Origin of the sequence: Actinokineospora inagensis DSM 44258 (genome assembly GCF_000482865.1) — a bacterium.
Lineage (GTDB): Bacteria > Actinomycetota > Actinomycetes > Mycobacteriales > Pseudonocardiaceae > Actinokineospora > Actinokineospora inagensis.
In genome coordinates, this window is sequence record NZ_AXWW01000013.1 from 94,684 (window position 1) to 119,745 (window position 25,062).

General features: G+C 70.1%; 21 protein-coding genes. 12 read left to right on the forward strand and 9 right to left on the reverse strand.

Annotated features, from left to right (window positions below; translation table 11 throughout):
- The first annotated feature begins 9 nt into the window (after positions 1–9).
- From trxB to H504_RS0104390, 3 genes are all read left to right on the forward strand, one after another.
- Positions 10–1,005 carry a thioredoxin-disulfide reductase gene (trxB, locus tag H504_RS0104380; protein ID WP_026421788.1) on the forward strand — a complete coding sequence of 332 codons (996 nt, stop codon included), beginning with the start codon at positions 10–12 and terminating at the stop codon, positions 1,003–1,005.
- A 30-nt stretch (positions 1,006–1,035) separates the two neighbouring features.
- Positions 1,036–1,365: a thioredoxin gene (gene trxA, locus H504_RS0104385; RefSeq protein ID WP_026421789.1), complete on the forward strand. Its 330-nt coding sequence runs from the start codon at positions 1,036–1,038 to the stop codon at positions 1,363–1,365.
- Positions 1,366–1,564: 199 nt separating this feature from the next.
- Positions 1,565–2,713, forward strand: coding sequence for an N-acetylmuramoyl-L-alanine amidase (locus H504_RS0104390; protein ID WP_026421790.1), 1,149 nt, complete (start codon positions 1,565–1,567; stop codon positions 2,711–2,713).
- 77 nt (positions 2,714–2,790) lie between these two features.
- Here H504_RS0104390 and H504_RS0104395 read toward each other — a convergent pair whose 3' ends face one another.
- Positions 2,791–3,417, reverse strand: coding sequence for a GNAT family N-acetyltransferase (locus tag H504_RS0104395; protein WP_026421791.1), 627 nt, complete (start codon positions 3,415–3,417; stop codon positions 2,791–2,793).
- A 171-nt stretch (positions 3,418–3,588) separates the two neighbouring features.
- Here H504_RS0104395 and H504_RS0104400 point away from each other — a divergent pair, with 171 nt between their 5' ends.
- Positions 3,589–4,908: an aminotransferase-like domain-containing protein gene (locus tag H504_RS0104400; protein WP_026421792.1), complete on the forward strand. Its 1,320-nt coding sequence runs from the start codon at positions 3,589–3,591 to the stop codon at positions 4,906–4,908.
- A 71-nt stretch (positions 4,909–4,979) separates the two neighbouring features.
- Positions 4,980–5,924 carry a D-alanine--D-alanine ligase family protein gene (locus H504_RS0104405; RefSeq protein ID WP_026421793.1) on the forward strand — a complete coding sequence of 315 codons (945 nt, stop codon included), beginning with the start codon at positions 4,980–4,982 and terminating at the stop codon, positions 5,922–5,924.
- Between the two features lie 326 nt (positions 5,925–6,250).
- Here H504_RS0104405 and H504_RS0104410 read toward each other — a convergent pair whose 3' ends face one another.
- From H504_RS0104410 to rpmH, 8 genes are all read right to left on the reverse strand, one after another.
- Positions 6,251–7,234 carry a ParB/RepB/Spo0J family partition protein gene (locus H504_RS0104410; protein ID WP_026421794.1) on the reverse strand — a complete coding sequence of 328 codons (984 nt, stop codon included), beginning with the start codon at positions 7,232–7,234 and terminating at the stop codon, positions 6,251–6,253.
- A complete protein-coding gene (locus H504_RS0104415) occupies positions 7,231–8,127 on the reverse strand; it encodes a ParA family protein (protein ID WP_026421795.1) in 897 nt (298 codons plus the stop codon). Before H504_RS0104415 ends, H504_RS0104410 begins: the two co-directional genes overlap by 4 nt.
- 78 nt (positions 8,128–8,205) lie before the next feature.
- The gene (gene rsmG, locus H504_RS0104420; protein WP_035303279.1) at positions 8,206–8,898 is read right to left on the reverse strand and encodes a 16S rRNA (guanine(527)-N(7))-methyltransferase RsmG; all 693 of its coding nucleotides are present in this window, start codon (positions 8,896–8,898) and stop codon (positions 8,206–8,208) included.
- Positions 8,899–9,486: 588 nt separating this feature from the next.
- A complete protein-coding gene (locus tag H504_RS0104425) occupies positions 9,487–10,032 on the reverse strand; it encodes a Jag family protein (protein ID WP_026421797.1) in 546 nt (181 codons plus the stop codon).
- A gap of 30 nt (positions 10,033–10,062) precedes the next feature.
- Positions 10,063–11,136 (reverse strand): membrane protein insertase YidC, encoded by a 1,074-nt coding sequence (gene yidC / locus H504_RS0104430; protein ID WP_026421798.1) that lies wholly within the window; start codon positions 11,134–11,136, stop codon positions 10,063–10,065.
- Between the two features lie 4 nt (positions 11,137–11,140).
- Entirely contained in the window at positions 11,141–11,446 is a 306-nt protein-coding gene (gene yidD, locus H504_RS0104435) for a membrane protein insertion efficiency factor YidD (protein WP_026421799.1), read from the reverse strand.
- The gene (rnpA, locus tag H504_RS0104440; protein WP_026421800.1) at positions 11,443–11,832 is read right to left on the reverse strand and encodes a ribonuclease P protein component; all 390 of its coding nucleotides are present in this window, start codon (positions 11,830–11,832) and stop codon (positions 11,443–11,445) included. Before rnpA ends, yidD begins: the two co-directional genes overlap by 4 nt.
- A 16-nt stretch (positions 11,833–11,848) precedes the next feature.
- On the reverse strand, positions 11,849–11,986 hold the full coding sequence (gene rpmH / locus H504_RS0104445) for a 50S ribosomal protein L34 (protein WP_026421801.1): 138 nt from the start codon (positions 11,984–11,986) through the stop codon (positions 11,849–11,851).
- 475 nt (positions 11,987–12,461) lie between these two features.
- On the opposite strand from rpmH, the gene dnaA reads away from it, so the two are divergent.
- The 7 genes from dnaA to gyrA all read left to right on the forward strand — a co-directional run bounded on the left by dnaA (position 12,462) and on the right by gyrA (position 25,060).
- Entirely contained in the window at positions 12,462–14,048 is a 1,587-nt protein-coding gene (gene dnaA / locus H504_RS0104450) for a chromosomal replication initiator protein DnaA (RefSeq protein WP_026421802.1), read from the forward strand.
- A gap of 1,131 nt (positions 14,049–15,179) precedes the next feature.
- Complete coding sequence (gene dnaN / locus H504_RS0104455) at positions 15,180–16,310, forward strand: DNA polymerase III subunit beta (RefSeq protein ID WP_026421803.1); 1,131 nt, start codon at positions 15,180–15,182, stop codon at positions 16,308–16,310.
- 32 nt (positions 16,311–16,342) lie between these two features.
- Positions 16,343–17,254: a phosphogluconate dehydrogenase (NAD(+)-dependent, decarboxylating) gene (gene gnd / locus H504_RS0104460; RefSeq protein ID WP_026421804.1), complete on the forward strand. Its 912-nt coding sequence runs from the start codon at positions 16,343–16,345 to the stop codon at positions 17,252–17,254.
- On the forward strand, positions 17,254–18,411 hold the full coding sequence (gene recF / locus H504_RS0104465; protein ID WP_026421805.1) for a DNA replication/repair protein RecF: 1,158 nt from the start codon (positions 17,254–17,256) through the stop codon (positions 18,409–18,411). The genes gnd and recF overlap by 1 nt, the downstream gene beginning before the upstream one ends.
- Before the next feature lie 208 nt (positions 18,412–18,619).
- On the forward strand, positions 18,620–19,156 hold the full coding sequence (locus H504_RS0104470; RefSeq protein ID WP_051385472.1) for a DciA family protein: 537 nt from the start codon (positions 18,620–18,622) through the stop codon (positions 19,154–19,156).
- A gap of 194 nt (positions 19,157–19,350) precedes the next feature.
- Positions 19,351–21,333 (forward strand): DNA topoisomerase (ATP-hydrolyzing) subunit B, encoded by a 1,983-nt coding sequence (gene gyrB / locus H504_RS0104475; protein WP_026421807.1) that lies wholly within the window; start codon positions 19,351–19,353, stop codon positions 21,331–21,333.
- Positions 21,334–21,379: 46 nt separating this feature from the next.
- Positions 21,380–25,060: an intein-containing DNA gyrase subunit A gene (gyrA, locus tag H504_RS33235; RefSeq protein WP_084467371.1), complete on the forward strand. Its 3,681-nt coding sequence runs from the start codon at positions 21,380–21,382 to the stop codon at positions 25,058–25,060.
- The last annotated feature ends 2 nt before the right edge of the window (positions 25,061–25,062 follow it).

Below are 25,062 nucleotides of genomic sequence, written 5' to 3' on the forward strand. Positions count from 1 at the left end.
GAGGGGCAGATGCCTGCGGAAGCAGACCAGATCCGGAACGTGGTCATCGTCGGCTCCGGCCCGGCGGGCTACACCGCCGCCGTCTACGCGGCCCGCGCCCAACTGGAGCCGCTGGTGTTCGAGGGCTCCCAGTTCGGTGGCGCGCTGATGACCACCACCGAGGTGGAGAACTTCCCCGGTTTCCGGGACGGGATCATGGGCCCGGACCTGATGGAGCAGATGCGCGCCCAGGCCGAGCGGTTCGGCGCCGAGCTGCGCCCGGAGGACGTCGAGTCGGTGGAGCTCGCCGGTGACGTCAAGTACGTCGTCGCGAACGGCACCCGCTACGCCGCCAAGGCGATCATCCTCGCCATGGGCGCCGCGCCGCGCTACCTGGGCGTGCCGGGGGAGCAGAAGCTGCTCGGCCACGGCGTGTCGGCGTGCGCGACCTGCGACGGGTTCTTCTTCCGCGACCAGGACATCGCGGTGGTCGGCGGCGGCGACTCGGCGATGGAGGAGGCGCTGTTCCTCACCCGGTTCGCCAGGTCGGTGACGCTGGTGCACCGCCGCGAGGAGTTCCGGTCCTCCCGGATCATGCTGGAGCGGGCGCGGGCCAACGAGAAGATCCGCTGGCAGCTCAACTCGGCGGTGACCGAGGTCCTCGGCGAGACCAAGGTCGAGGGCCTGCGGCTGCGCGACACAGTGACCGGCGCCGAATCGGTGCTCGACGCCACCGGTTTCTTCGTCGCCATCGGCCACGACCCGCGCAGCACCCTGGTCACCGGACAGGTCGACACCGACGACGAGGGCTACGTCGTCACCCGGGGCCGCACCAGCCACACCAACCTCGACGGCGTCTTCGCCGCGGGCGACCTCGTCGACCACACCTACCGGCAGGCCATCACCGCGGCGGGCGCGGGCTGCTCCGCCGCGATCGACGCCGAGCGCTGGCTGGCCGAGCACGGCACCGAGGCGGCCGAGACCACCCCGGAACTCGTCGGCGGCGGCTACAGCGCCGCGAACTGACCCCACCCACCGACCTCGAGGAGCGCAAAGATGGCAGCCAACACCGTCACCGTCACCGACAAGTCCTTCGCCGATGACGTCCTGACCAGCGAGAAGCCGGTGGTCGTCGACTTCTGGGCCACCTGGTGCGGCCCGTGCCGGATGGTCTCGCCGGTGCTCGACGAGATCGCGGGCGAGTACGCCGACAAGATCACCGTGGCCAAGCTGGACATCGACGCCAACCCGGGCACCGCCCGCGACTACCAGGTGCTCTCCATCCCCACCATGATCGTCTTCCAGGGCGGCCGCCCGGTGCGCACCATCGTCGGCGCCAAGCCCAAGGCGATGCTGCTCAAGGAGCTCGACGAGTACCTCGGCTGAGCCAGGCAACCCGGGACCGGGGTCCGCGCGTCTGCAGATGCGACGCACGGGCCCCGGTTTTCGCGTGATCGGACGACGCACCCGCCATCCCAGCGGGGGAACCGAACACCGACAAGGCACAATGGGTTACCTGTGCGGGGGTCACCGCACGGGTGCGCACCGGAGTCGACACCGGTGCCCGAGACGAGAGCGAGGGTGCATGCGGGTACTGCGCCGCGGCGATGGGGGGCCTGCCGTAGCCGAGGTTCGGTCCACCCTGGCGGCGTTGGGCCTGGTGCCACCGGCCGGTGGGGTGGCGGGCGCCGCCGACCAGTTCGACCTGGCCATGGAGCAGGCGATCCGCGCGTTCCAGCAGCAGCGCGGGCTGATCACCGACGGGCTCATCGGCCCGGCCACCTACCGCGCCCTGCGGGACGCCACCTACCAGTTGGGCGGCCGCCCGCTGGCCTACCTGGTGTCCGCCCCGATCACCGGCGACGACGTGGCCACCCTGCAGGAGCGGCTGCTCGAGCTGGGGTACGACGCGGGTCGCCCGAACGGGGTGTTCGGCGCCCAGACCGAGGCGGCGCTGCGCAACTTCCAGCGCGACTACGGCCTCACCGTCGACGGCATCTGCGGCCCGGAGACGGTGCGCGCCCTGCGCCAACTGTCCCCGCGCGCCCGCGGCGGCCGCCCGGTGCTGCTGCGCGAGCAGGAGCGGGTCCGCCGGTCCGGGCCGCGGCTGACCGGCAAGCGCATCGTCATCGACCCCGGCCACGGCGGCGCCGACACCGGCGTGTCGGTGGACGGGGTCAACGAGTCGGACCTGATGTGGGACCTGGCGCGCAGGCTGGAGGGCCGGATGGTGGCCACCGGCATGGAGGCGCTGCTCTCCCGCGGCCAGGACCAGTGCCCGGACGAGTCGACCCGCGCCCAGTTCGCCAACGAGGCCGGCGCGGACCTGGTGCTGTCGCTGCACTCGGACGCCAACCGGTCGCCGCTGGCGCAGGGCCTGGCCGGGTTCCACTTCGGCACCGGCAGCGGCAGCACGTCCACCCTCGGTGAGGCGATGGCCGGGCTGATCCAGCGGGAGCTGACCAAGCGGACCGGGCTGCGCGACTGCGGCACCCACCCGAAGACGTGGGAGCTGCTGCGGCTGACCCGGTGCCCGGCCGTGCGGGTGGAGATCGGGTACCTGACCAACCACGACGACCGGGTCCGGTTGACCGACCCGGCGTTCCGGGACGTGGTGGCCGAGGGGATCGTGGTCGCCGTCAAGCGGCTGTTCCTGCTCGGCGAGAACGACCAGCCCACCGGCAGCTTCACCTTCGCCGACGTGCTGGCGCACGAGCTGGCCAAGGCGGAGTAGCCGCAAACGTTTGCGCCACAGCGTCGAGAAAAGCCCCCAGGACCTGGTCCTGGGGGCTTTTCCGCTGGTCAGGGGGTTCAGCGCTGAAGGACGGGGGACGCGGTGCTGATCGACACCGTGCCGAGCAGCCGCTCCAGGGCGGCCTCCACGTCTTCCTTCCAGGTGATGCCAGTGCGCAGCTCCAGCCGCAACCGGGGCCACCGCGGGTGCGGCCGGACCGTCTTGAACCCGACGCTGGTCAGGAAGTCGGCGGGCACCACGCAGGAGATCTCCTCGTCCGGCTTGGCGTCGCCGAACGCCTCGATGGCCCGCACCCCGCGCCGGGTCAGGTCCTTGGCGACCGACTGGACCAGCATCCGGCCCAGCCCACCGCCGCGGAACTCCGGCAGCACGTGGAACCCGGTCAACACAACCGCGTCCGCGCTCACCGGCGACGTCGGGAACGCCGATGCCCGGGGGACGGCGTTCGGCGGGGCGTAGAGCACGAAGCCGACGGGGAGCTTGTCGCTGTACACCACCCGGCCACAGGAGCCCCAGTCGAGCAGAACGCTCGACACCCAGGCTTCCTTTTCCAGCTCGGTGGTGCCGAACTCCTCCGCCTGCTCTTTGAGGTGCGGCGCCAGCTCCCAGTACACGCATCCCCGGCAGTGCTTGGGGAGGTGCTCCAGGTTGTCCAGCGTGACGCCCACTACGCGTCGGGACACCCCACCTCCCGTGCTCGCGGTTCCGTCGCGCGCCCGCAGGGGGAAAGGACGCCGAGTTACCGCACCAGAATAGGGCGATGTGACCTGGGCCGGAACCGCGGACGGGAATCTCAGGGGTAAGTCACTCCTCTGGTTACACTGTTTTGACTGACCCACCCCTGGGAGTCACCCATGAGCACCTCCGGCCACCTGCCCGACAGACCGGGCGCCCGCAGTCTGGACCCGCACCTCGGCCGGTACGCGGCGCGAGCTACCGGGATGACGGCGTCCGAGGTGCGAGCCCTGTTCGCGGTGGCGAGCAGGCCGGAGGTCGTGTCCCTGGCCGGTGGCATGCCGAACCTGGCGGCGCTGCCGCTGGACTTCCTGTCCGAGCAGATCGCGTCCGTGGTCGCCGACGAGGGCCTCACCGCGCTGCAGTACGGCTCGGCGCACGGGGTCCCGCTGCTGCGCGAGCAGATCTGCGACGTGATGGCCCTGGAGGGCGTGACCGGGCACCCGGACGACATCGTGGTGACGGTCGGGTCGCAGATGGCGCTGGACCTGGTGACCCGGATCTTCATCGACCCCGGCGACATCGTCCTCGCCGAGGGCCCGTCGTACGTGGGCGCGCTGGGCACCTTCGCCTCCTACCAGGCCGACGTGCGGCACGTGGTGATGGACGAGCACGGCCTGGTCCCCGAGGCGCTGCGGGCCGCCCTGGCCGCCGCCGAACAGGCCGGGCGCCGGGTCAAGTTCCTGTACACGATCCCGAACTTCAACAACCCGGCCGGGGTGACGCTCGCGGTGTCCCGGCGGGCCGAGGTGCTCGACCTGTGCGCCCGGCACGACGTGCTGGTCATCGAGGACAACCCGTACGGCCTGCTCGGCTTCGACGGGCAGACCTACCCGGCGCTGCGGTCGATGGACCCGGACAACGTGATCTACCTCGGGTCGTTCTCCAAGACCTTCGCCTCCGGCCTGCGGGTCGGCTGGGCGCTGGCCCCGCACGCGGTCCGGGAGAAGCTGGTGCTGGCCGCCGAGTCGGCCGCGCTGTGCCCGCCGACGCTGAACCAGATGATCGTGTCCCGGTACCTGGCCACGCACGACTGGAAGGGCCAGATCAAGGCGTTCCAGAACACCTACCGGGAGCGGCGGGACGCGCTGCTGGCCGGGCTGGAGCAGTACCTGCCCGCCGGGTGCACCTGGACCCGGCCGGACGGCGGGTTCTTCGTGTGGCTGACCGTCCCCGAAGGGGTGGACACCAAGGCGATGCAGCCACGCGCGGTGACCGCCCGGGTCGCCTACGTGCCCGGCACCGGGTTCTACGCCGACGGGTTCGGCAGCAGGCAGATGCGGCTGTCGTTCTGCTACCCGCCGCCGGAGCGGATCACCGAGGGCGTGCGCAGGCTGGCGACCGTGCTGGCCGAGGAACTGGAGCTGCTGCGCACCTTCGGTCCCACCGCCAGCCGGACCCTGTCCGGCCCGCAGACCCCGGCGCCTGACACCGCCTGAGCTCGTTTCCCGCGCGGTGTACCTTCGGGTCCGCCGCTGATCAGCGCTGCCTGCACGAGGGAGAAGTCACCGTGTCCGACCGTTGGGTTGCCGTGCTCGCCGGGGGCTTGTCGCACGAGCGGGACGTGTCGCTGCGGTCGGGCCGCCGGGTGTCGGCCGCGCTGCGGCAGGCCGGGCTGACGGTGGAGGAGTGGGACGCCGACGCCAGTCTGCTGTCCCGGCTCCGGGAACACCGCCCGGACGCGGTCGTGATCGCCCTGCACGGCGGCGAGGGCGAGAACGGCTCCATCCAGACCATCCTGGAACTGCTGGACATCCCGTACGTCGGCACCGACGCGGGCGCCTGCCGCCGCGCGTTCGACAAGCCCACCGCCAAGACGGAACTGCGCCGCGCGGGCATCCTCACCCCCGACTGGGTGGTGCTGCCGCAGAGCGCGTTCCGCGAACTCGGCGCCCAGCCGGTGCTCGACGCGATGGTCGCCCGCCTCGGCCTGCCGCTGATGCTCAAGCCCGACCAGGGCGGCTCGGCCCTCGGCGCCCAGGTCGTCCGCTCACCCGGCGAACTCCCGACCGCGATGGTGGGTTCGCTCGCCTACAGCGACGCGGTCCTGGCCGAGCGGTTCATCGACGGCACCGAGGTCGCCGTCACCGTCATCGACGGCCCGGACGGCCCGCACGCCCTGCCCGCGGTGGAGATCAGCCCCGAAACCGGCGTCTACGACTACACCGCCCGCTACACCGCGGGCCTGACCACCTTCCACGTCCCGGCCCGCCTCGACGACGAGACCGCCGCCAAGGTCGCCGACTTGGCTGTCGCCGCCCACCGCCTCCTCGACCTGCGCGACGTCTCCCGCACCGACGCCGTGGTGAGCACGACGGGGGAGGTCTACTTCATCGAGGTGAACCTGTCACCCGGCCTCACCGAAACCTCGCTGCTGCCGATGGCAGCCGAGGCGGCGGGCCACTCCCTCGGCGACATCTACGCGGGCCTGGTCGACCGCGCCATCGCCCGCTAGCGGTTCTCGCCCGGCCAAGCGCTCACACCCGGTCGCCGCCGTTCCCGACGGCTCGCCGGGTCTCGACGCTCGTGAGCCGTACCGCGAGTCCTGACTGCCGACTCGGACGCCGCTCAACCGACTCGCCTTCGGTGGCGAGATCATCACAGTCGGCCCGCCCTCACCGCGCGGGAGTCGGCTTCCACACGTCGGCGCAGTCGACGTGGTCGGCTCCGCCGAATCGAGCGGAACCAACCGTCAAGATCACCGGCCGGGAGCCGGTGACTGCTCGGCGCAGGCAACTGTCACCGTGACGTATCGGCCTGGTGTGGTTGCCTGCGCCGATTTCATGTCTGATTCATCCCGTTTTGCGCCATCATGTCGACGATCCGTTCCAGGTCGTCGACCGAGCCGAACTCGACCACGATCCGGCCCTTGCGCTTGCCCAACTCGACCTTGACCCGGGTGTCGAACCGGTCGGACAGCTTGTCCGCCAGGTCCTGCAACCCGGGGGCGTGCATCGGCTTGCGCGGCGCGGGCTTCGGCTTGGCGGCGGGGGCGCCCTTGGCGAGGGTGACCGCTTCCTCGGTCGCCCGCACCGACAGCCCCTCGGCCACGATCCGGGTCGCCAGGTCCTCCTGGGCGCCCGCCTCGTCCAGACCGAGCAGGGCGCGGGCGTGCCCGGCGGAGAGCACCCCGGCCGCGACCCGCCGCTGCACCGGCAGCGGGAGCCGGAGCAGGCGGATGGTGTTGGTGATGACCGGCCTGCTGCGCCCGATGCGGCTCGCGAGTTCCTCGTGGGTCACCTCGAACTCGTCCAGCAACTGCTGGTACGCGGCCGCCTCCTCCAGCGGGTTCAACTGCGCCCGGTGGATGTTCTCCAGCAGCGCGTCCCGCAGCATCGCGTCGTCGGCGGTCTGCCGGACGATGGCCGGGATGGTGTCCAACCCGGCCCGCTGGGTGGCCCGCAACCGCCGCTCGCCCATGACGAGCTCGTAGCTGTCCGCGCCGAGTTCCCGGACCACGATCGGCTGCATGAGGCCGAACTCGCGGATCGAGTGCTCCAGCTCGGTCAGCGCCTCTTCGTCGAAGACCTGCCGGGGCTGCTTCGGGTTGGCGGAGATCGACGCGGTCCGGAGCTCCCGGTACACCGCGCCCGCGACCACGCCGCCCGAGTTCGGCTGGGCGGGGGTCGGGTCGATCGACTCACCGTTGCGCGCCGCGGGGCTGGGCAGCGTGATCCCACCGGTGGGCACGCCCGCCGGTGGGCCCTGCGGGATGAGGGCGGCCAGTCCGCGCCCCAGCCCGCCCTTGCGTCCGGGTCCGCTCATCGCGGCGCCCCCGCTCCTCGTTCGGCAACTTCACGGGCGGCGTCCAGGTAGCTCATCGCGCCGCGGGAACCGGGGTCGTACGCGAGCACGGACTGCCCGAAGCCGGGGGCCTCGGACACCTTCACGCTGCGCGGGATGACGGTGGCGAGCACCGTGTCGCCGAAGTGGTGCCGCACCTCGGTGGTCACCTGGTCGGCGAGCTTGGTGCGGCCGTCGTACATGGTGAGCAAGATCGTGGAGACGGTCAGCGCGCGGTTGAGGTGACCCTGCACGAGCTCGATGTTCCGCAGCAACTGGCTGAGCCCCTCCAGCGCGTAGTACTCGCACTGGATCGGGATCAGCACCTCACGGGCGGCGACCATCGCGTTGACGGTGAGCAGGCCGAGCGACGGCGGGCAGTCGATGAACACGTAGTCCGGGTCGAGCATGTCCAACTCCTCGTCGGACAGCGCCTCCTTGAGCCGGGACTCGCGGGCGGCCATCGAGACGAGTTCGATCTCGGCACCGGCGAGGTCGATGGTGGCGGGCACGCAGTAGAGCCGGTCCGACTGGTCGCTCATCTGCGCCGCCTCGGCCAGGCCGACCTCGCCGAGCAACACCTCGTAGACCGAGGGGGTGCCGGAGCGGTGGTCGACGCCGAGGGCAGTGCTGGCGTTGCCCTGCGGGTCGAGGTCGATGACCAGCACCCGCAGCCCGTGCAGCGCGAGCGCGGCGGCGAGGTTGACCGCCGAGGTGGTCTTGCCGACGCCGCCCTTCTGGTTGGCGACGGTGATGACCCGGCGGTGGGTGGGGCGGGGGAACATCTTGTCGGGGTGCTTCATCCGGGTGGCCCGCGCGGCTTCCTCTGCTATCGGGGTCCAGCCCGCGACGGAGGCGGGGGAGGGCTGGGTCATGCTCAGCGCACCTCCCCGGCGACCGTCCGGTCCGCGGCGGGCGCCGTGGGTTTCACGTGAAACATCCCTGCTCCGATCTCAGCCTCGGTGTGCACCCTGATCCTTCCTCGTCCGCCAGGCCTGCCCGCCCGTGGACTGCACGCGTTCGATGAGCACCACGGTCGTCGGCAGGTCGAGCACGGTGGCGCCGCAGATCTCGACCACCGGTTCGCCACCCCCCACCGCGGCGACCTCGACCCGGTCCCGATCCACTTCCTCGGCGGCGCTCGCGCCCTTGACGGCGACCATCCGGCCGCCCCGCCGGAGCAGCGGGAGACACCACCCGGCGAGCTTGGCCAGCGGGGCGACCGCCCGAGCGGTGACCACATCCGCCCCGGACACCCGCGACCTGACCCCCGGCTCCTCGGCCCGTCCACGCAGCACGGTCACCGACGACAGGGCAAGAGTCTCCACCACCTCGTCCAGCCACGCCACCCGCCGCGCCATCGGTTCGACGAGCGTCACCCGCAGATCCGGCCGCGCGATCGCCAGCGGTATCCCGGGCAGCCCGGCACCCGACCCGACGTCCACCACGGTCGCCCCGGCAGGCACCACCTCGGCGATGACGGCCGAGTTCAGCACGTGCCGATCCCACAGCCGCTCCACCTCGCGCGGCCCGATCAACCCCCGCCGCACCCCGTGCTCCGCCAACAACCGCACGAACCGCTCCGCCGGCTCGACCCGCGCACCGAACACAGCCTCAGCCGCCGCAGGACGCTCCAGCTCACTCAACAGCCACTCTCCGATGTTCCACGTGAAACCATGCCCCCCGATTGTCCCTGACGCCCCGCACTGATCCACCCAGGGTCGACAGAGTCGGTCCGTGTTCCTCAGATGGTGCTACCAGGGTTTGCTCGGGGGTGCGGCGGCGAGGGAAGTACGACACGGCGTACCCAGGCACCCGATACCGCGTCCAGGAGTCCCGTCGACCGATCACGGCACCCCACCGTGACGTGAACTCGGTCAGGGCAGGCACCGACCGCAAGACCGCCCGCCCATTCGGCGCTCACAGTCAACGACAGAGACCCGACCGCGACCGCCAGCACACGGCCGATCGAGCGCCAGACCCACGACATACCCACCCGCTGACTGTGTCGGAACCCTGACCATTCCAGCACTGACTCGCCCACGTTTCACGTGAAACACGCGATCGACACTTCGCGCAGATCCACTGCCGCCGGACTTGCCGCACCTGGAGTCCAAGGGCCGCACTGCTGCAGGCGAGTTCACCGAGCAGCGGCTGTCGGGCACAGGTCGCCCAACAAAAAGACGCGGCCCGCCGATAGCAGGCGGGCCGCGTCTTGGTCTGGCTGGAGCGAGCTACTGCGGGAAGACCACCACGCGACGGCGGGGGTCTTCGCCCTCGCTTTCGCTGTGCACGCCCTTGATGACGGCGACCGCGTCGTGAATGACCTTGCGTTCGAACGGGGTCATTGGCTGCAGACGGATGCGTTCGCCGCTGGAGAGGACCTTCTGGGCGGTGGCGCGGCCGAGGTCGCGGAGTTCCTCGCGGCGGTCGGCCCGCCAGCCCGCGATGTCGAGCATGAGTCTGCTGCGGGTGCCCGTCTCCTGCTGGACGGCGAGCCGGGTGAGTTCCTGGAGGGCTTCGAGCACGTTGCCGCGGGGGCCGACGAGCTTCTCCAGGTCTTCGCCGCCGTCGATGCTGATGACGGCGCGGCTGGCCTCGACGTCGAGGTCGATGTCGCCGTCGTAGTCGAGGATGTCGAGCAGCCGCTCCAGGTAGTCGCCCGCGATGTCGCCTTCTTGGACCAGCAGTTCCTCGGTCGAGGCCGGGGCCTGCTCGGCCGCTTCCTCGGCGCCCACACCGTCGGCGGTCTTCTCGGACACCTGCACCGTTTCCGGCACGGTTAACTCCTCTCCAGGTCGAGGCACGCCTCAGCGGTTCTTGCGACCTGACTTCTTGCTGCGGGATCGGTCTGCGCTCAGACCGGGAACCTGGGTGCCGCCCGACGCGGGTTTCGCGGCCTGGCCACTCTCGGCCTGCTGCACGGGTTTCGCCGTCGGGGCGGTCTTGCCGGACTGGGTCACCGGCTTGGGGTCGGTCGCCTCGGTGGTGGCCTCGTCGGCGGCGTCCTCGGGCGTGACCGGGGTGGGGCGCTTCTTGACCTGGGCAGGCTTCTGGCCGGGCTTGGGAGCGTTGGCGACGCGCTTCTCCTGGGCGGCGTTCTTGCGGGCCGCTTCCTCGGCGTCGATCTTCTTGTAGACGAAGCGCTGCTGCCAGAGGGTCCAGCCGTTGTTGGACAGCCAGTACATGATCAGGCCGATGGGGAAGAAGAAGCCACCGAAGAGGACACCCAGCGGGAAGATGTACAGGGTGAGCTTGTTCATGATCGCGGTCTGCGAGGTGGCGGCGTCCGGGTTCTGGCGGCCGACCGAGTGCCGCGCGGTGAGGTGGGTCAGCGCGCTGGCGAGCAGCATCAGCGGGATGGCGACGACGATCACGTGCGAGCGCTCGACGCCGAACTTGGCGAGCTCGGTGGCGGGCTGGGTGATCCAGTTGCTCAGCCGGGCACCGAACAGGCTGGCGTCGATGTAGCTCTCGACGCCGTGCTGGTCGAAGAAGTAGTTCTCGGTCTTGCCCGGCTTGAACTCGCGCAGCACGTGGAACAGGCCGATGAACACCGGGATCTGCAGCAGCATCGGCAGGCAGCCGCCCAGCGGGCTGACGCCGTGTTCGGCCTGGAGCTTCTGCATCTCCTGGGCCTGCTTCTGCCGGTCATTGGCGTACTTCTTCTGCAGCTTCTTGATCTCGGGCGCGAACTCCTGCATCTTCCGCATCGAGCGGACCTGCTTGACCATCGGCTTGAACAGGATGGCTCGCAGGGTGAAGACCAGGAAGGCGATGCTCAGCGCCCAGGCGATCGCGCTCGACTCACCGAACACGTGTCCGAACACCCAGTGCCAACACCACATGATGAAGGACACCGGGTAGTAGATGAAATTGAGCACTGAGCTACTCCTCGGCGGCTGTCTTCTCGGCCGGATGGGGCTTGGTTCCGGTTCTGGGTGGCGGCACCGGGTCGAGGCCGCCGGGGTGCCACGGTCCGCAGCGCAGCAGCCTGCGCAGCGCGAGCCAGCTTCCGCGCAGGGCGCCGTGGGTGGTCAGCGCCTCCGCCGCGTACTCGCTGCAGCTCGGGTAGAACCGGCAGGCCGGGGGGAGCAGCGGCGAGACCCACCGCCGGTACCCGCGGACCGGCAGCAGCAACGCGCGGGCCACCGGCCCCGGGCGCGCCTGGCCCGCTGTGGTTGTCGTGCTCACGCCCCACCGCCATCGTCTCCGGCCGGACGCAACCGGCGGATCGCCGCGTCGAGGTCCTTGCCGAGTTCAGCGCTCGTCGCCGCCGCCGCTTCGGGCAGGGCTCGCACGACCAACGCGCTGCCGGGTGGGAGAGTTCCGATCCGGTCCCGGACCAGGTGCCGCAGCCGCCGGGCGACCCGGTGCCGGACGACGGCGTTGCCAACGGCCTTACTCACGACGAAACCGACCCTCGGCGTGGCGGCCGGTGGGTCGGCTTCGGTGGGTCGGTTGCCCCCGGCGGCCGTGATGGCGTGCAGCACGAGCCTCGGTCGACCGACGCGGCGCCCGCGCCTGGTCACCAACCGGAAGTCCGCGCTGCTGGTCAGCCGGGCGGCCGCGGGGAGCACGGCGACGGGGGTGGGGTCAGGCCGACAGCTTGTCGCGGCCGCGACGGCGGCGCGACGCCAGGATGGCGCGGCCCGCGCGGGTACGCATCCGCAGGCGGAAGCCGTGCGTCTTGGCCCGGCGACGGTTGTTCGGCTGGAAGGTGCGCTTGCTCACGGCTGGTTCTCCCGGTACTCATCAGGTCAAGCTGGTCTGCCCGCCCCCGGCCGGTGTGCGGCCGGGAACTGAAAATCTGACGGCCCGCGCGCCGAGCACGCGGAACTCACCCGCCGCAAGCGGGAGACCTTATGAGGGTACGCACCGCGGCCGCCGCCATCAAACCGGGGTCCGATGTGCGGCCCGACCTGGTCGGATCCGGTATGACCCCGGTGTCTTGTGGGCGGGCCCGACCGTTGTTACCGTGCGGGCTCCCGGTTGGCCGGGACCGGTCGGAACGGGGTTAGGGAGCCCTGCCGCTCCGCCGCCGCCCGGCCACTGAGTACCTTTGACCCCCCGAGCCGGGTACCCCCCTGGGTCAGCCGTACCTTTCGTGCACAGTTGTGGACAACCCTGTGGATGCGCGTTTGACGGCAGCCACGCGCCGGGACCAGCCTTACCGCCATTGCCGACGAGGGGAGGGGAGCAGGCGCCGATGTCGGAGCACCAGATGAATCTCGGTGTGGTGTGGGAACAGGTCGTTCGCGAGCTGTCCGCCGGGACCCTGTCCCCGTCCCAGCGCGCGTGGATGCGGATGACCAGGCCTATCGGGTTGCTCGACGGCACGGCGCTGCTGTCCGCGCCGAGCGACTTCGCCAAGGAGGCGATCGAGCGCGCGCTGCGCGAGCCGATCACCAACGCGCTCTCCCGCAGGCTGGGCCGGGTGGTGTCGCTGGCGGTCAAGGTCGACGCCGCGCCCGCCCTGCCGAACGCGGTCCCGGTGGTGGCGCCGCCGGTGGCCGGGTCACCGATGCCTGCCGAGGCCGACGGCGACACGATCACCATCCCGGCCGCCGAGGTGGCCGCGATCGACAGCCAGCCGGTGGCGCCGGTGCCCGTGGTCGTCGTGGAGGTCGATGACGACGGCGAGGAGGTGGACGAGGAGGGCGACGCGCTCGCCACCGTCCACGAGATCTGGCCGACCTTCACCGGCCAGGCGCCCGCCAGCGGTCAGCCGTTCACCGCGCCCGCCCAACCGCAGACGTCGAAGACCCGGTTGAACGAGAAGTACACCTTCGACACGTTCGTGATCGGCGCGTCGAACCGGTTCGCGCACGCGGCGTCGGTCGCGGTGGCCGAGGCGCCCGCGCGGGCGTACAACCCGCTGTTCATCTGGGGCGAGTCGGGTCTGGGCAAGACCCACCTGTTGCACGCGGTCGGGCACTACGCGCAGCGGCTGTTCCCCGGGATGCGGGTGCGGTACGTGTCGACCGAGGAGTTCACCAACGACTTCATCAACTCGCTGCGCGACGACCGGAAGGTGGCGTTCCAGCGCCGCTACCGGGACATCGACGTGCTGCTGGTCGACGACATCCAGTTCCTGGAGGGCAAGGAAGGCACCCAGGAGGAGTTCTTCCACACCTTCAACACGCTGCACAACGCGAACAAGCAGATCGTGGTGTCCTCGGACCGGCCGCCGAAGCGGCTGGAGACGCTGGAGGACCGGCTGCGCACCCGCTTCGAGTGGGGGCTGATCACCGACATCCAGCCGCCGGAGCTGGAGACGCGCATCGCGATCCTGCGCAAGAAGGCGGCCCAAGATCGGCTGGCCGCGCCCGCCGAGGTGCTGGAGTTCATCGCGGCCAGGGTCGAGGCGAACATCCGGGAGCTGGAGGGCGCGCTGATCCGGGTGACCGCGTTCGCGTCGTTGAACCGGGCGCCGGTGGACGTGAGCCTGGCCGAGATCGTGCTGCGGGACCTCATCCCGGACTCGCAGGCCCCGGAGATCAGCGTGCCGACGATCATGGCGGTGACCGCGGAGTTCTTCGGCGTCTCGGTGGACGACCTGTGCGGCCCCGGCAAGACGAAAGCGCTTGCCCAGGCCCGCCAGATCTCGATGTACCTGTGCCGCGAGCTCACCGACCTGTCGCTGCCCAAGATCGGTCAGACCTTCGGCGGCCGCGACCACACCACGGTCATGCACGCGGACAAGAAGATCCGCAAGGAGATGGCCGAGCGGCGGCGCGTGTACGACCAGGTGCAGGAGCTGACCTCCCGCATCAAGCAGCGCGCCCGCGCCTGATCTCTGCCCGCCGGTGTCCGAGCTCGTGGCAACCGTGCTCAGTTGGCGATGACCCCGCCTGCGGCGACCGAGTTCGCCTGACCCACCCGCACGCGTCGATCCGTCTCTCCGGCCTCCGGACAACTCACGCGCGCGTGTCGGGCTGTCCGCTGACGGATGGAGCCGCCGGAGCTGGCTGAGCGAGGCGGTCGCGCCCGGGGGTCGGCCCATGCCCAGATCCGGCGGTCGCACCTCTTTATTGCGGCGGTGGACGACCGTCCCCGCTCCCAGAAAGGTCGACACCGGTCGCGCGCCCGCGATCCGGTCGGTCCAGACTGCCTTGACCCGCCGTGGCGGCCGTTCCAGGCCCCGGCCCGGAGGCCACCGGATCGGGCAGGGTCGACCGGTTCGGAGCGGTGGACGCGACCAGTCCCCAGCCGCAGAAAAGTCCGGCGTCGCCGCCCGGTCGCCGCCGCGCCAGGTTTATTGCCACCGTGGACCAGCTTCCCCACCAGCAGAAAAGTTCGCCACCGGCGGCCGCCCGGCGCCACCCGATCCGGCGACGAACCCGGGGAACGCGCCGGTTATTGGGCAGGTGGAACGCCGGTCCACCGGGGTAGAAAGGTCTCGAACGGGGGAACGCGGGTGTCCTGCGTCACCGGAATCGGTGGACAACCCGTGGACAACCCTGTGTACAGGCCTGTGGGTAGCGCTCGGGCGGGCTGGGGACGACTTGGCCCACATCTGGGGATGGCGCTGTGGACAACTCGGCCTCCCTGTGGACGGATCGAGCCTGTGGGTAACTCATCCACCGGACCCCCCAAGCTGTCCACGGATCCATCCCCGGGTTACCCACAGGTGGCCGTGCCCGCTGACCTGCGTGGACCACGGTCATCCACACAATCCACAGGGCTTACTACTAGTACTGTTTTTCTTCTCTTCCAGAGGAAGAAAAAGATTAAAAACAGGGGACGGCAAAAGTTGGGGACAAGTCGCGGCGGCGGCCCGGGACGCGTCCGCCGTGGCCGGGGCGCCCCGGATGACGGGAGGGCGGATCACGCTCTACGGTTGGGGCTCACAGCGTGGACAGCTCGACGGTTCGGTCATCGCACGTCAGGTGCCGCCCACCGTCCGGGCCTGGAAAGGACACCCATGAAGATCCGCGTCGAGCGCGACGGCCTGGCCGACGCCGTCGCCTGGGTCGCGCGCAGCCTCCCGTCCCGGCCCCCGGTTCCCGTCCTCGGCGGGGTGTTGTTGGACGCGGGCTCGACGGAGGGCGCCGACGGGCTGACGGTTTCCGGCTTCGACTACGAGGTGTCGGCCACGGTCGGCGTCCCGGCGACGGTCGCCGACGGCGGGCGGACGCTGGTGTCGGGGCGGCTGTTGGCGGACATCACGAAGTCGTTGCCCGCCCAGCCGGTGGAGATCTCGGTCGACGGCGCGCGGGTGGCGATCACGTGTGGCAGCGCGAAGTTCAGCCTGCCGACGATGCCGGTGGACGATTACCCGGCGCTGCCGAACATGCCGCAGCACGCGGGGGAGCTGCAGGGTGAGGTGTTCGGCCAGGCGGTGAGCCAGGTCGCGGTGGCGGCGGGCAAGGACGACACGCTGCCGATGTTGACCGGTGTCCGGGTGGAGATCGCCGGGGACAAGTTGACGTTGGTGGCGACGGACCGCTTCCGGTTGGCGATGCGGGAGTTCGAGTGGAAGCCGTCCGGGGATGTGGAGGACGCGGCGGTGCTGGTGCCCGCGCGGACCCTGGCCGAGGCGGCGAAGGCGTTGGGCAGCTCGGGGCGGACGGTGGAGCTGGCGCTCTCGTCCGGGGACGGGCTGCTGGGGTTGTCGGGGTCGGGGCGCCGGACGACGAGCCGGTTGTTGGACGCGGAGTTCCCGCGGTACCGGCAGTTGTTGCCGAGCGAGCAGACGTCCAGCGCGGTGATCGGGGTCGCGCCGCTGGTCGAGGCGATCAAGCGCGTGTCGCTGGTGGCCGAGCGCGGCACCCAGGTCCGGTTGGAGTTCGACAACGGGGTGCTGCGGTTGTCGGCGGGCGGGGACGACGAGGGCAGCGCCGAGGAGGAGTTGCCGGTGGAGTTCACCGGTGACCCGGTGACCATCGCGTTCAACCCGGGCTACCTGCAGGACGGGCTCGCCGCGTTGCACAACGACCGGGCGGAGTTGTCGTTCACCACACCGAACCGCCCGGCGCTGATCAAGCCGGTCGGCGAGGATGGGGTCATCCCGGGCTACCTGTATCTGCTGATGCCGGTCCGGCTCCCGGGCTGACCGGACCACCCGTCACACCGGAGGGAAAGACCGTGCAGCTGGGACTGGTCGGCCTGGGCAAGATGGGGTTCAACATGCGCGAGCGGCTGCGCGCCGCCGGGCACGACGTGGTCGGCTACGACCGCAACCCCGAGGTCAGCGACAGCGCGTCGCTGGCGGACCTGGTCGGGAAGCTCGACGCGCCGCGCGCCGTGTGGGTGATGGTGCCCGCGGGGGAGGCGACCCGGCAGACGGTGGAGCAGTTGGGTGAGCTGCTCGCCGAGGGCGACCTGGTGATCGACGGCGGCAACTCGCGCTACACCGACGACAAGGTCAACGCGGAGTTGTTGGCGGGCAAGAAGATCGGCTACCTGGACGTCGGTGTGTCCGGTGGCGTGTGGGGCAAGGAGAACGGGTACGGCCTGATGGTCGGCGGCGACGCGGACCTGGTCGAGCGGGCGCTGCCGATCTTCGACGCGCTCCGGCCGGAGGGGCCGCGGGAAGAGGGCTTCGCGCACGCGGGCAAGGTCGGCGCCGGTCACTACGCGAAGATGGTGCACAACGGCATCGAGTACGGGCTGATGCAGGCGTACGCCGAGGGCTACGAGCTGCTCGACGCCGCGCACGAGGTCACGGACGTCCCGGCGGTGCTCAAGGCGTGGACGCGGGGCACGGTTGTCCGGTCCTGGTTGCTCGACCTGCTGGTGAAGGCGCTCGACGAGGACCCGGGCCTGGCGGAGCTGACCGGGTACGTCGAGGACTCCGGCGAGGGTCGGTGGACGGTCGAAGAGGCGATCAACCACTCGGTGCCCGCCCCGGTGATCTCGGCCGCGCTGTTCGCCCGGTTCGGTTCGCGGCAGGGGGACTCGCCCGCGATGAAGGCGGTCGCCGCGTTGCGCAACCAGTTCGGTGGGCACGCGGTGCACAAGGCGGGACCCACGTCCGGCTCCGGCCACGTGGGCTAGTGCGGGTCCGGCACTTGCAGGTCAGCGACTTCCGGTCCTGGGAGCGGGCCGACCTGGAGCTGGACGGCGGGGTGTCGGTGCTGGTCGGCGCGAACGGGCAGGGCAAGACGAACCTGGTCGAGGCGATCGGGTACGTGGCCACGCTCGGCTCGCACCGGGTCGCCTCCGACCAGCCGCTGGTGCGGCACGGGTGCGCGCGGGCGATCGTGCGGACGGCGGTGGTCAACGACGGCCGGGAGTTGACGGTCGAGTTGGAGATCACGCCGGGCAAGGCGAACCGGGCCAGGATCAACCGCGGTCCGGTGCCGCGCACCCGGGACGTGTTGGGGATCTTGCGCACGGTGTTGTTCGCGCCGGAGGACCTGTCGCTGGTGCGCGGGGACCCGGGTGAGCGCCGCCGGTTCCTGGACGAGTTGTTGGTGTTGCGCGCGCCGCGGTACGCCGGGGTGCGCGCGGACTACGAGAAGGTGCTCAAGCAGCGGAACGCGTTGTTGAAAAGCGCGGCCACCAATCGGCGCGCGCGTCGGGCCGACCCGGACGCGGTGTCGACCCTGGACGTGTGGGACAACCACCTCGCGGTGCACGGCGCCCAGTTGTTGGCGGCCCGGTTGGACCTGGTCGCCGACCTGGGGCCGCGGGTCGCGGCGGCTTATGCCGGGGTGGCGCCGGAGTCACGTCCGGCGCACGTCGCCTACCGCTCGCAGATCGAGGACACGCTGCCCGCGGGATACGGGAAGCATGGTGGGGAGCGCGCGGACGTCGAGGTCGTGGCCGACGCGCTGCTGGCCAGGATGGCGCTGCGCCGGGACGCCGAGCTGGAGCGCGGGGTGAGCCTGGTCGGACCCCAGCGCGACGAGTTGGACTTGGTTTTGGGGGAGACCCCGGCGAAGGGATACGCGAGCCACGGTGAATCTTGGTCGTTCGCGCTGGCGTTGCGGCTGGCGTCGTACGAGCTGCTCAAGGACGAGGGCAGCGAGCCGGTGCTGGTGCTCGACGACGTGTTCGCCGAGTTGGACCGGCGGCGCAGGCAGCGACTCGCCGAGGTGGCGGTCGGCGCGGAGCAGGTCCTGGTGACGGCCGCGGTGGAGGAGGATGTGCCCGCGGAGCTGTCCGGGGTCCGGTTCGAGGTGGCCGGCGGGGAGGTGCGGCGTGTCTGACGACCTGTTCGGCGGCGCGCTGGACCCGGTACCGCCGCGACCACCCCGAGTGACCGGGCGCGGGCGAGTTGCCCCCACATCTGGGGATAAACCTGTGGATAGTGTGGATAACACCGTCACCGTGCGGCCATCCGGGGGACTCGGAGCGGGCAAAAGCCAGGCTCTATCCACACCCGGGGGTGGACAACTCGCCGATTCATCCACAGGGGTGACGCAGAGTGAGGGTGAGCCGCGGGACGCGGAGCAGCCGCGGGGCCCAGATCTTGCCAGAGCCGCGCTGGCCGCCGCCCGGCAGGCCGCCAAGGCCAACCCGAAACGCGTTGTTCCACGTGGAACAGTGGGCGCGACCTCGCGACGGCGACGACGGTGGTCCGGTCCGGGTGGTGACGAACGGGACCCGCAGCCGCTGGGCAGGCTCGCCTCCCGGATGGCCGTGGAGCGCGGCTGGCAGGAGAACCTCGCCGGCGGGCAGGTCTTCAGCCGGTGGTCCACACTGGTCGGAGCGGATGTCGCCGAGCACGCCCAACCCGTCGCGATCAAGGACGGGGAGCTGACCGTGCGGGCCGACTCCACCGCGTGGGCCACCCAACTGCGGTTGCTGCAGCGCCAACTGCTGGCCAGGATCGCCGCGGCGGTCGGGTCCGGCGTTGTCGAGCGGCTCCGGGTGCAGGGTCCGTCCGCGCCGAGTTGGCGGTACGGGCCACGGCACGTTCCCGGTCGTGGACCACGGGACACCTACGGCTGAACCTCGCGGGTCGAGACAGCGCGGGTGGCGTCCGGACTCGCGCTGGTTGTCAAGCGACGCTCTGTGAGCGAACCAGGGGTGTCCTTGACCCGATTCTGCGCGGCCGCACCAGTAGTATGTAGCGAGGGGTGTGCCGCGGCTGGCCCGCCGGTCGCCCCGGCAGTCGTTCCGACGCACGAGGAGACACCGGGAACGTGGTAGCTGACCAGCAGGACAACTCGTACGGTGCCGGCTCCATCGGGGTGCTCAAGGGCCTCGAGGCGGTCCGGCTGCGTCCCGGCATGTACATCGGCTCCACCGGCGAACGCGGGCTGCACCACCTGATCTGGGAGGTCGTCGACAACTCGGTCGACGAGGCGATGGCCGGGTACGCGACCAAGGTCGAGGTCACCCTGCTCGCCGACGGCGGCGTCCGGGTCGTCGACGACGGCCGCGGCATCCCGGTGGGCGAGCACCCGGAGGAGAAGCGGTCCGCGCTCGAGGTCGTGATGACCGTGCTGCACGCGGGCGGCAAGTTCGACAGCGACAGCTACGCCGTCTCCGGCGGTCTGCACGGCGTCGGCATCTCCGTGGTCAACGCGCTCTCGACCCGGCTGGAGGCGGAGATCAAGCGCGACGGCCACGTCTGGACGCAGACCTACCGCGACTCCGAGCCGGTCGCCCCGGTGCTGCGCGGCGCCGAGACCAGGGAGACCGGCACCACGATCACCTTCTGGGCCGACGGGTCGATTTTCGAGACCACCGAGTACAGCGCCGAGACGGTGGCCAGGCGGCTGCAGGAAACGGCGTTCCTGAACAAGGGCCTGATCATCGTCCTGCGCGACGAGCGGGTATCCGACGCGGACACGGTGGAGGACGCGGTCGGCCTGGTGGCCAAGGTCAAGGAGCGCACCTACCACTACCCGGGCGGGCTCGAGGACTTCGTCAAGCACATCAACCACAGCCGCGAGGCCATCCACAAGTCGGTCATCGCGTTCGAGGCCGAGGACAAGGCCCGGCACGTGCAGGTCGAGGTCGCGATGCAGTGGAACACCGGCTACAGCGAGTCGGTGTTCACCTATGCCAACATCATCCACACGCCCGAGGGCGGCACCCACGAAGAAGGTTTCCGCGCCGCGCTCACCCGCGTGGTCAACGTGTACGCGCGGGAGAAGAAGCTCCTGAAGGAGAAGGACGCCAACCTCTCCGGCGACGACGTGCGCGAGGGCCTGGCCGCGATCGTGTCGGTGAAGCTCGCCGAACCGCAGTTCGAGGGGCAGACCAAGCAGAAGCTGGGCAACACCGAGGTCAAGACGTTCGTGCAGCAGACCTGCAACGAGTGGCTGGCCGACTGGTTCGAGCGCAACCCGAGCGACGCGCGGACGATCGTCACGAAGGCGGTGTCCTCGGCGCAGGCCAGGATGGCGGCGCGCAAGGCGCGGGAACTGGTGCGGCGCAAGGGCGCGCTGGACATCGGCGGCCTGCCGGGCAAGCTGAAGGACTGCCGCTCCACCAACCCGGAGGAGTGCGAGCTCTACATCGTCGAGGGCGACTCGGCAGGCGGCTCGGCGAAGGAGGGGCGCGACTCGCTGTTCCAGGCGATCCTGCCGATCCGGGGCAAGATCATCAACGTCGAGAAGGCCCGGATCGACCGGGTGCTGAAGAACACCGAGGTGCAGAGCCTGATCACCGCCCTCGGCACCGGCATCCAGGAGGACTTCGAGGTCGGCAAGCTGCGCTACCACAAGATCGTGCTGATGGCCGACGCCGACGTGGACGGCCAGCACATCCGGACCCTGCTGCTGACCCTGCTGTTCCGCTTCATGCGCGGGCTGATCGAACAGGGGCACGTGTACCTGGCGTCCCCCCCGCTCTACAAGATCAAGTGGCAGCGCATCGAACCCGAGTTCGCCTACTCCGACCGCGAACGCGACGGCATGCTGGAAGCCGGGTTCGCGGCGGGCAAGAAGATCAACAAGGAGGACGGCATCCAGCGGTACAAGGGCCTCGGCGAGATGAACGCCGAGGAGCTGTGGGAAACCACCATGGACCCCGCCAACCGCGTGCTGCTCCGCGTCACCCTCGACGACGCCGCCCAGGCCGACGAACTGTTCAGCGTCCTGATGGGCGAGGACGTCGAGGCCCGCCGCTCGTTCATCACCCGCAACGCCAAGGACGTTCGCTTCCTCGACGTGTAGCCGGTCCCGCGTCGCCAAACCCCCCGCGTGAAAGGAACGCCCGGACGTGACCGAAACCCTGCCCCCTCCTGGTGACCGCATCGAGCCGGTCGACATCCAGCAGGAGATGCAGAACTCCTACATCGACTACGCCATGAGCGTCATCGTCAGCCGCGCCCTCCCGGACGTGCGCGACGGCCTCAAGCCGGTCCACCGGCGCGTGCTGTACTCGATGTTCGACACCGGTCTGCGCCCCGACCGCAGCTACGTCAAGTGCTCCCGCGTCGTCGGCGACGTCATGGGCAACTACCACCCCCACGGCGACTCCTCCATCTACGACACCCTGGTGCGCCTGGCCCAGCCCTGGTCCATGCGCTACCCGCTCGTCGACGGCCAGGGGAACTTCGGTTCCCCGGGCAACGATCCAGCAGCCGCGATGCGCTACTGTATTGATGCAGAAACGCGCGTAAAGATGCACGACGGCTCGTCGGTGCGGATCGGGGACATCGTCCCGGACGCGCAGCCGAACACCGACAACGTCATCGACCTCAAGGTCGCCGACCGCGACGGCAACCCCGTTCGCGCGGACAGGCTGTTCCACTCGGGCGAGCACCCGACGCTCAAGCTGACCACCCGCGAGGGGTACGAGCTGACCGGGACGCACAACCACCCGGTGCTGTGCCTGGTGTCGGTGGCCGGTGTGCCGACCTTGCTGTGGAAGCTGCTGGAGGAGATCCAGCCCGGCGACCGCGTCGTCATGCAGCGCACGCCGATGGAAGAGGTCGGCCTACCCACGGCTGGAGAATGCGCAGCGGCAATTGATGCGGCCAAGCAACTCGTCGACATGACCAGCGAACCGGTGATCGTCGGACCAGACGGGTCTCCGGAGTCCGCACTTGCACCCGCCCCGCTCGTGCCGGAGTTCATCTGGCAGGGAGGTAGCGCGCTCAAGCGGGTATTCCTGCGTTCCCTGTTTGATGAGAGCGGGACATTCTCCGGTAGCAGCCACGAGATCGCTTACCCCACTCACAGCACCGCGCTCGCCCATGAGGTCCAGCAGTTGCTGTTGGAGTTCGGCGTGGTGAGCAAGCTGGTCGGCTATGACGACGGTGAGATCAAGGTCGTGGTCACCAACCGCCGGGACGCGCGGCTGTTCGCGGCCAATGTCGGCTTCCTGCAGGCGAAGCAGGACCAGCTCGAGGCGATCCTCGCCACCATCCCGACCGAGAGCCGCTCGATGTCGAGCGACCACGTGCCGTTCGTCGGCGAGTACATCCGCGCGAACGGCGCCGTTCGGTGGACTGAGCGCGATTGGCTGCGCAGGCACAACGTCGACCGGATCGAGCGGTGGGAGACCAATCGCGACGAGATCGTCGAGCGGATCACCCAGCCGGGGGTGCTCGACGTCGTCGAGCCGTTGGTGGACGGGCGGTTCTACTACGCGCAGGTGAAGTCGATCGCCGACGCCGGGGTGCGGGCGGTCTACAGCATCCGGGTCGACACCGACGACCACGCGTTCGTCACCGACGGGTTCGTCAGCCACAACACCGAGTCCCGGTTGATGCCGCTCGCGATGGAGATGTTGCGGGACATCGGCGAGGACACCGTCGACTTCGGGCCGAACTACGACGGCAAGACCGAGGAACCGAGTGTTCTGCCGTCGCGGATTCCGAACCTGTTGGTGAACGGCGGTAGCGGTATCGCCGTCGGTATGGCCACGAACATCCCGCCGCACAACCTGCGTGAGGTGGCCGATGGTGTGGTGTGGGCGTTGGATAACCCGGACGCGTCGGACGAAGAGTTGTTGGCGGCGTTGCTGACCCGGGTCAAGGGGCCGGACTTCCCGACCAAGGCGTTGATCCTCGGTACGGCGGGCATCGAGGAGGCGTACCGGACGGGGCGCGGGTCGGTGCGGATGCGCGCGGTGGTGGAGGTCGAGGAGGACGCGAAGGGGCGCACCATCCTCGTCGTCACCGAGCTGCCGTACCAGGTGAACCCGGACAACCTGATCGAGAACATGGCGCAGTTGGTGCGCGACGGGAAGCTCACCGGGATCTCCGAGATCGCCGACGAGTCGAACTCGCGCAGCGGCATGCGGATCGTGATCGGCCTCAAGCGCGACGCGGTCGCCAAGGTCGTGCTGAACAACCTGTACAAGCACACGCAGTTGCAGCACAACTTCGGCGTCAACATGCTCGCCCTGGTCGACCAGGTGCCGCGGACGCTGCGGATCGACCAGATCGTCCGGCACTACGTCAACCACCAGATCGAGGTGATCGTCCGGCGCACCCGGTACCGGCTGCGCAAGGCCCAGGAGCGGGCGCACATCCTGCGCGGCTACGCCAAGGCGCTGGACATGCTCGACGAGGTGATCGCGTTGATCCGCCGGTCGCCGTCGGCCGACGAGGCCAAGGTCGGGTTGATCTCGCTGCTGGATGTGGACGAGATCCAGGCGACCGCGATCCTCGAGTTGCAGTTGCGCAGGCTGGCCGCCCTGGAGCGGCAGCGGATCATCGACGAGCTCGGCGAGATCGAGCGCTACATCGCCGAGCTGGAAGCGATCCTGGCCAGCGAGGAGCAGCAGCGGCAGATCATCCGCGACGAGCTGATGGAGATCGTCGACAAGCACGGCGACGACCGGCGCACCCGGATCATCCCGTTCGACGGCGAGGTGTCGGTCGAGGACCTGATCGCCGTCGAGGACGTCGTCGTCACCATCACCCGGACCGGCTACGCCAAGCGCACCAAGACGGACCTGTACCGGGCGCAGAAACGCGGCGGCAAGGGCGTGCAGGGCGCCACCCTCAAGCAGGACGACATCGTGGCGCACTTCTTCGTGTGCTCGACCCACGACTGGATCCTGTTCTTCACCAACAAGGGCCGCGTCTACCGCGCCAAGGCCTACGAGCTGCCCGAGGCCAACCGCGCCGCCCGCGGTCAGCACGTCGCGAACCTGCTGGCGTTCCAGCCGGACGAGCAGATCGCGCAGGTCATCCAGATCAAGGACTACACGGTCGCCCCGTACCTGGTCCTCGCCACCCGCGACGGCCTGGTGAAGAAGTCGAAACTGGCCGACTTCGACAGCAACCGCGCGGGCGGTCTCATCGGTATCAACCTCCGTGAGGAGGACGAGCTCGTCGGCGCCGTGCTGTGCTCGGCCGACGACGACCTGCTGCTCGTGTCCGCGGGCGGCCAGTCCATCCGGTTCCACGCCAGCGACGAGGCGCTGCGCCCGATGGGCCGCGCCACCTCCGGCGTCCAGGGCATGCGGTTCAACTCCGGTGACGAGCTGCTCACCCTCGGTGTCGTGAAGGAGGGCACGTTCGTTTTGGTCGCCACCGACGGCGGGTACGCCAAGCGCACCCCGATCGAGGACTACTCGGTCCAGGGCCGGGGCGGCAAGGGCGTGCTGACCATCCAGCACGACAGCAGGCGTGGCAGGCTGGTGGGGGCGGTCATCGTGGAGTTGGAGGACCAGCTCTACGCGATCACCTCCTCCGGCGGCGTCATCCGCACCGCGGCCAAAGAGGTGCGCAAGGCGGGCAGGCAGACCAAGGGCGTCCGGTTGATGAACCTGGGCGAAGGGACCACCCTGGTCGCCATCGCCCGCAGCGCCGAGGCCACCGCCGAGGTCGAGGGGGAGATCGCGGAGGTCGAGGCCACCGAGGTCGACACCGCCGAGGTCGTGGTCGAGGCCACCGACTCGACGGACCCGACCGACGCGCCGGAGCAGACCGAGCAAGACTGAGC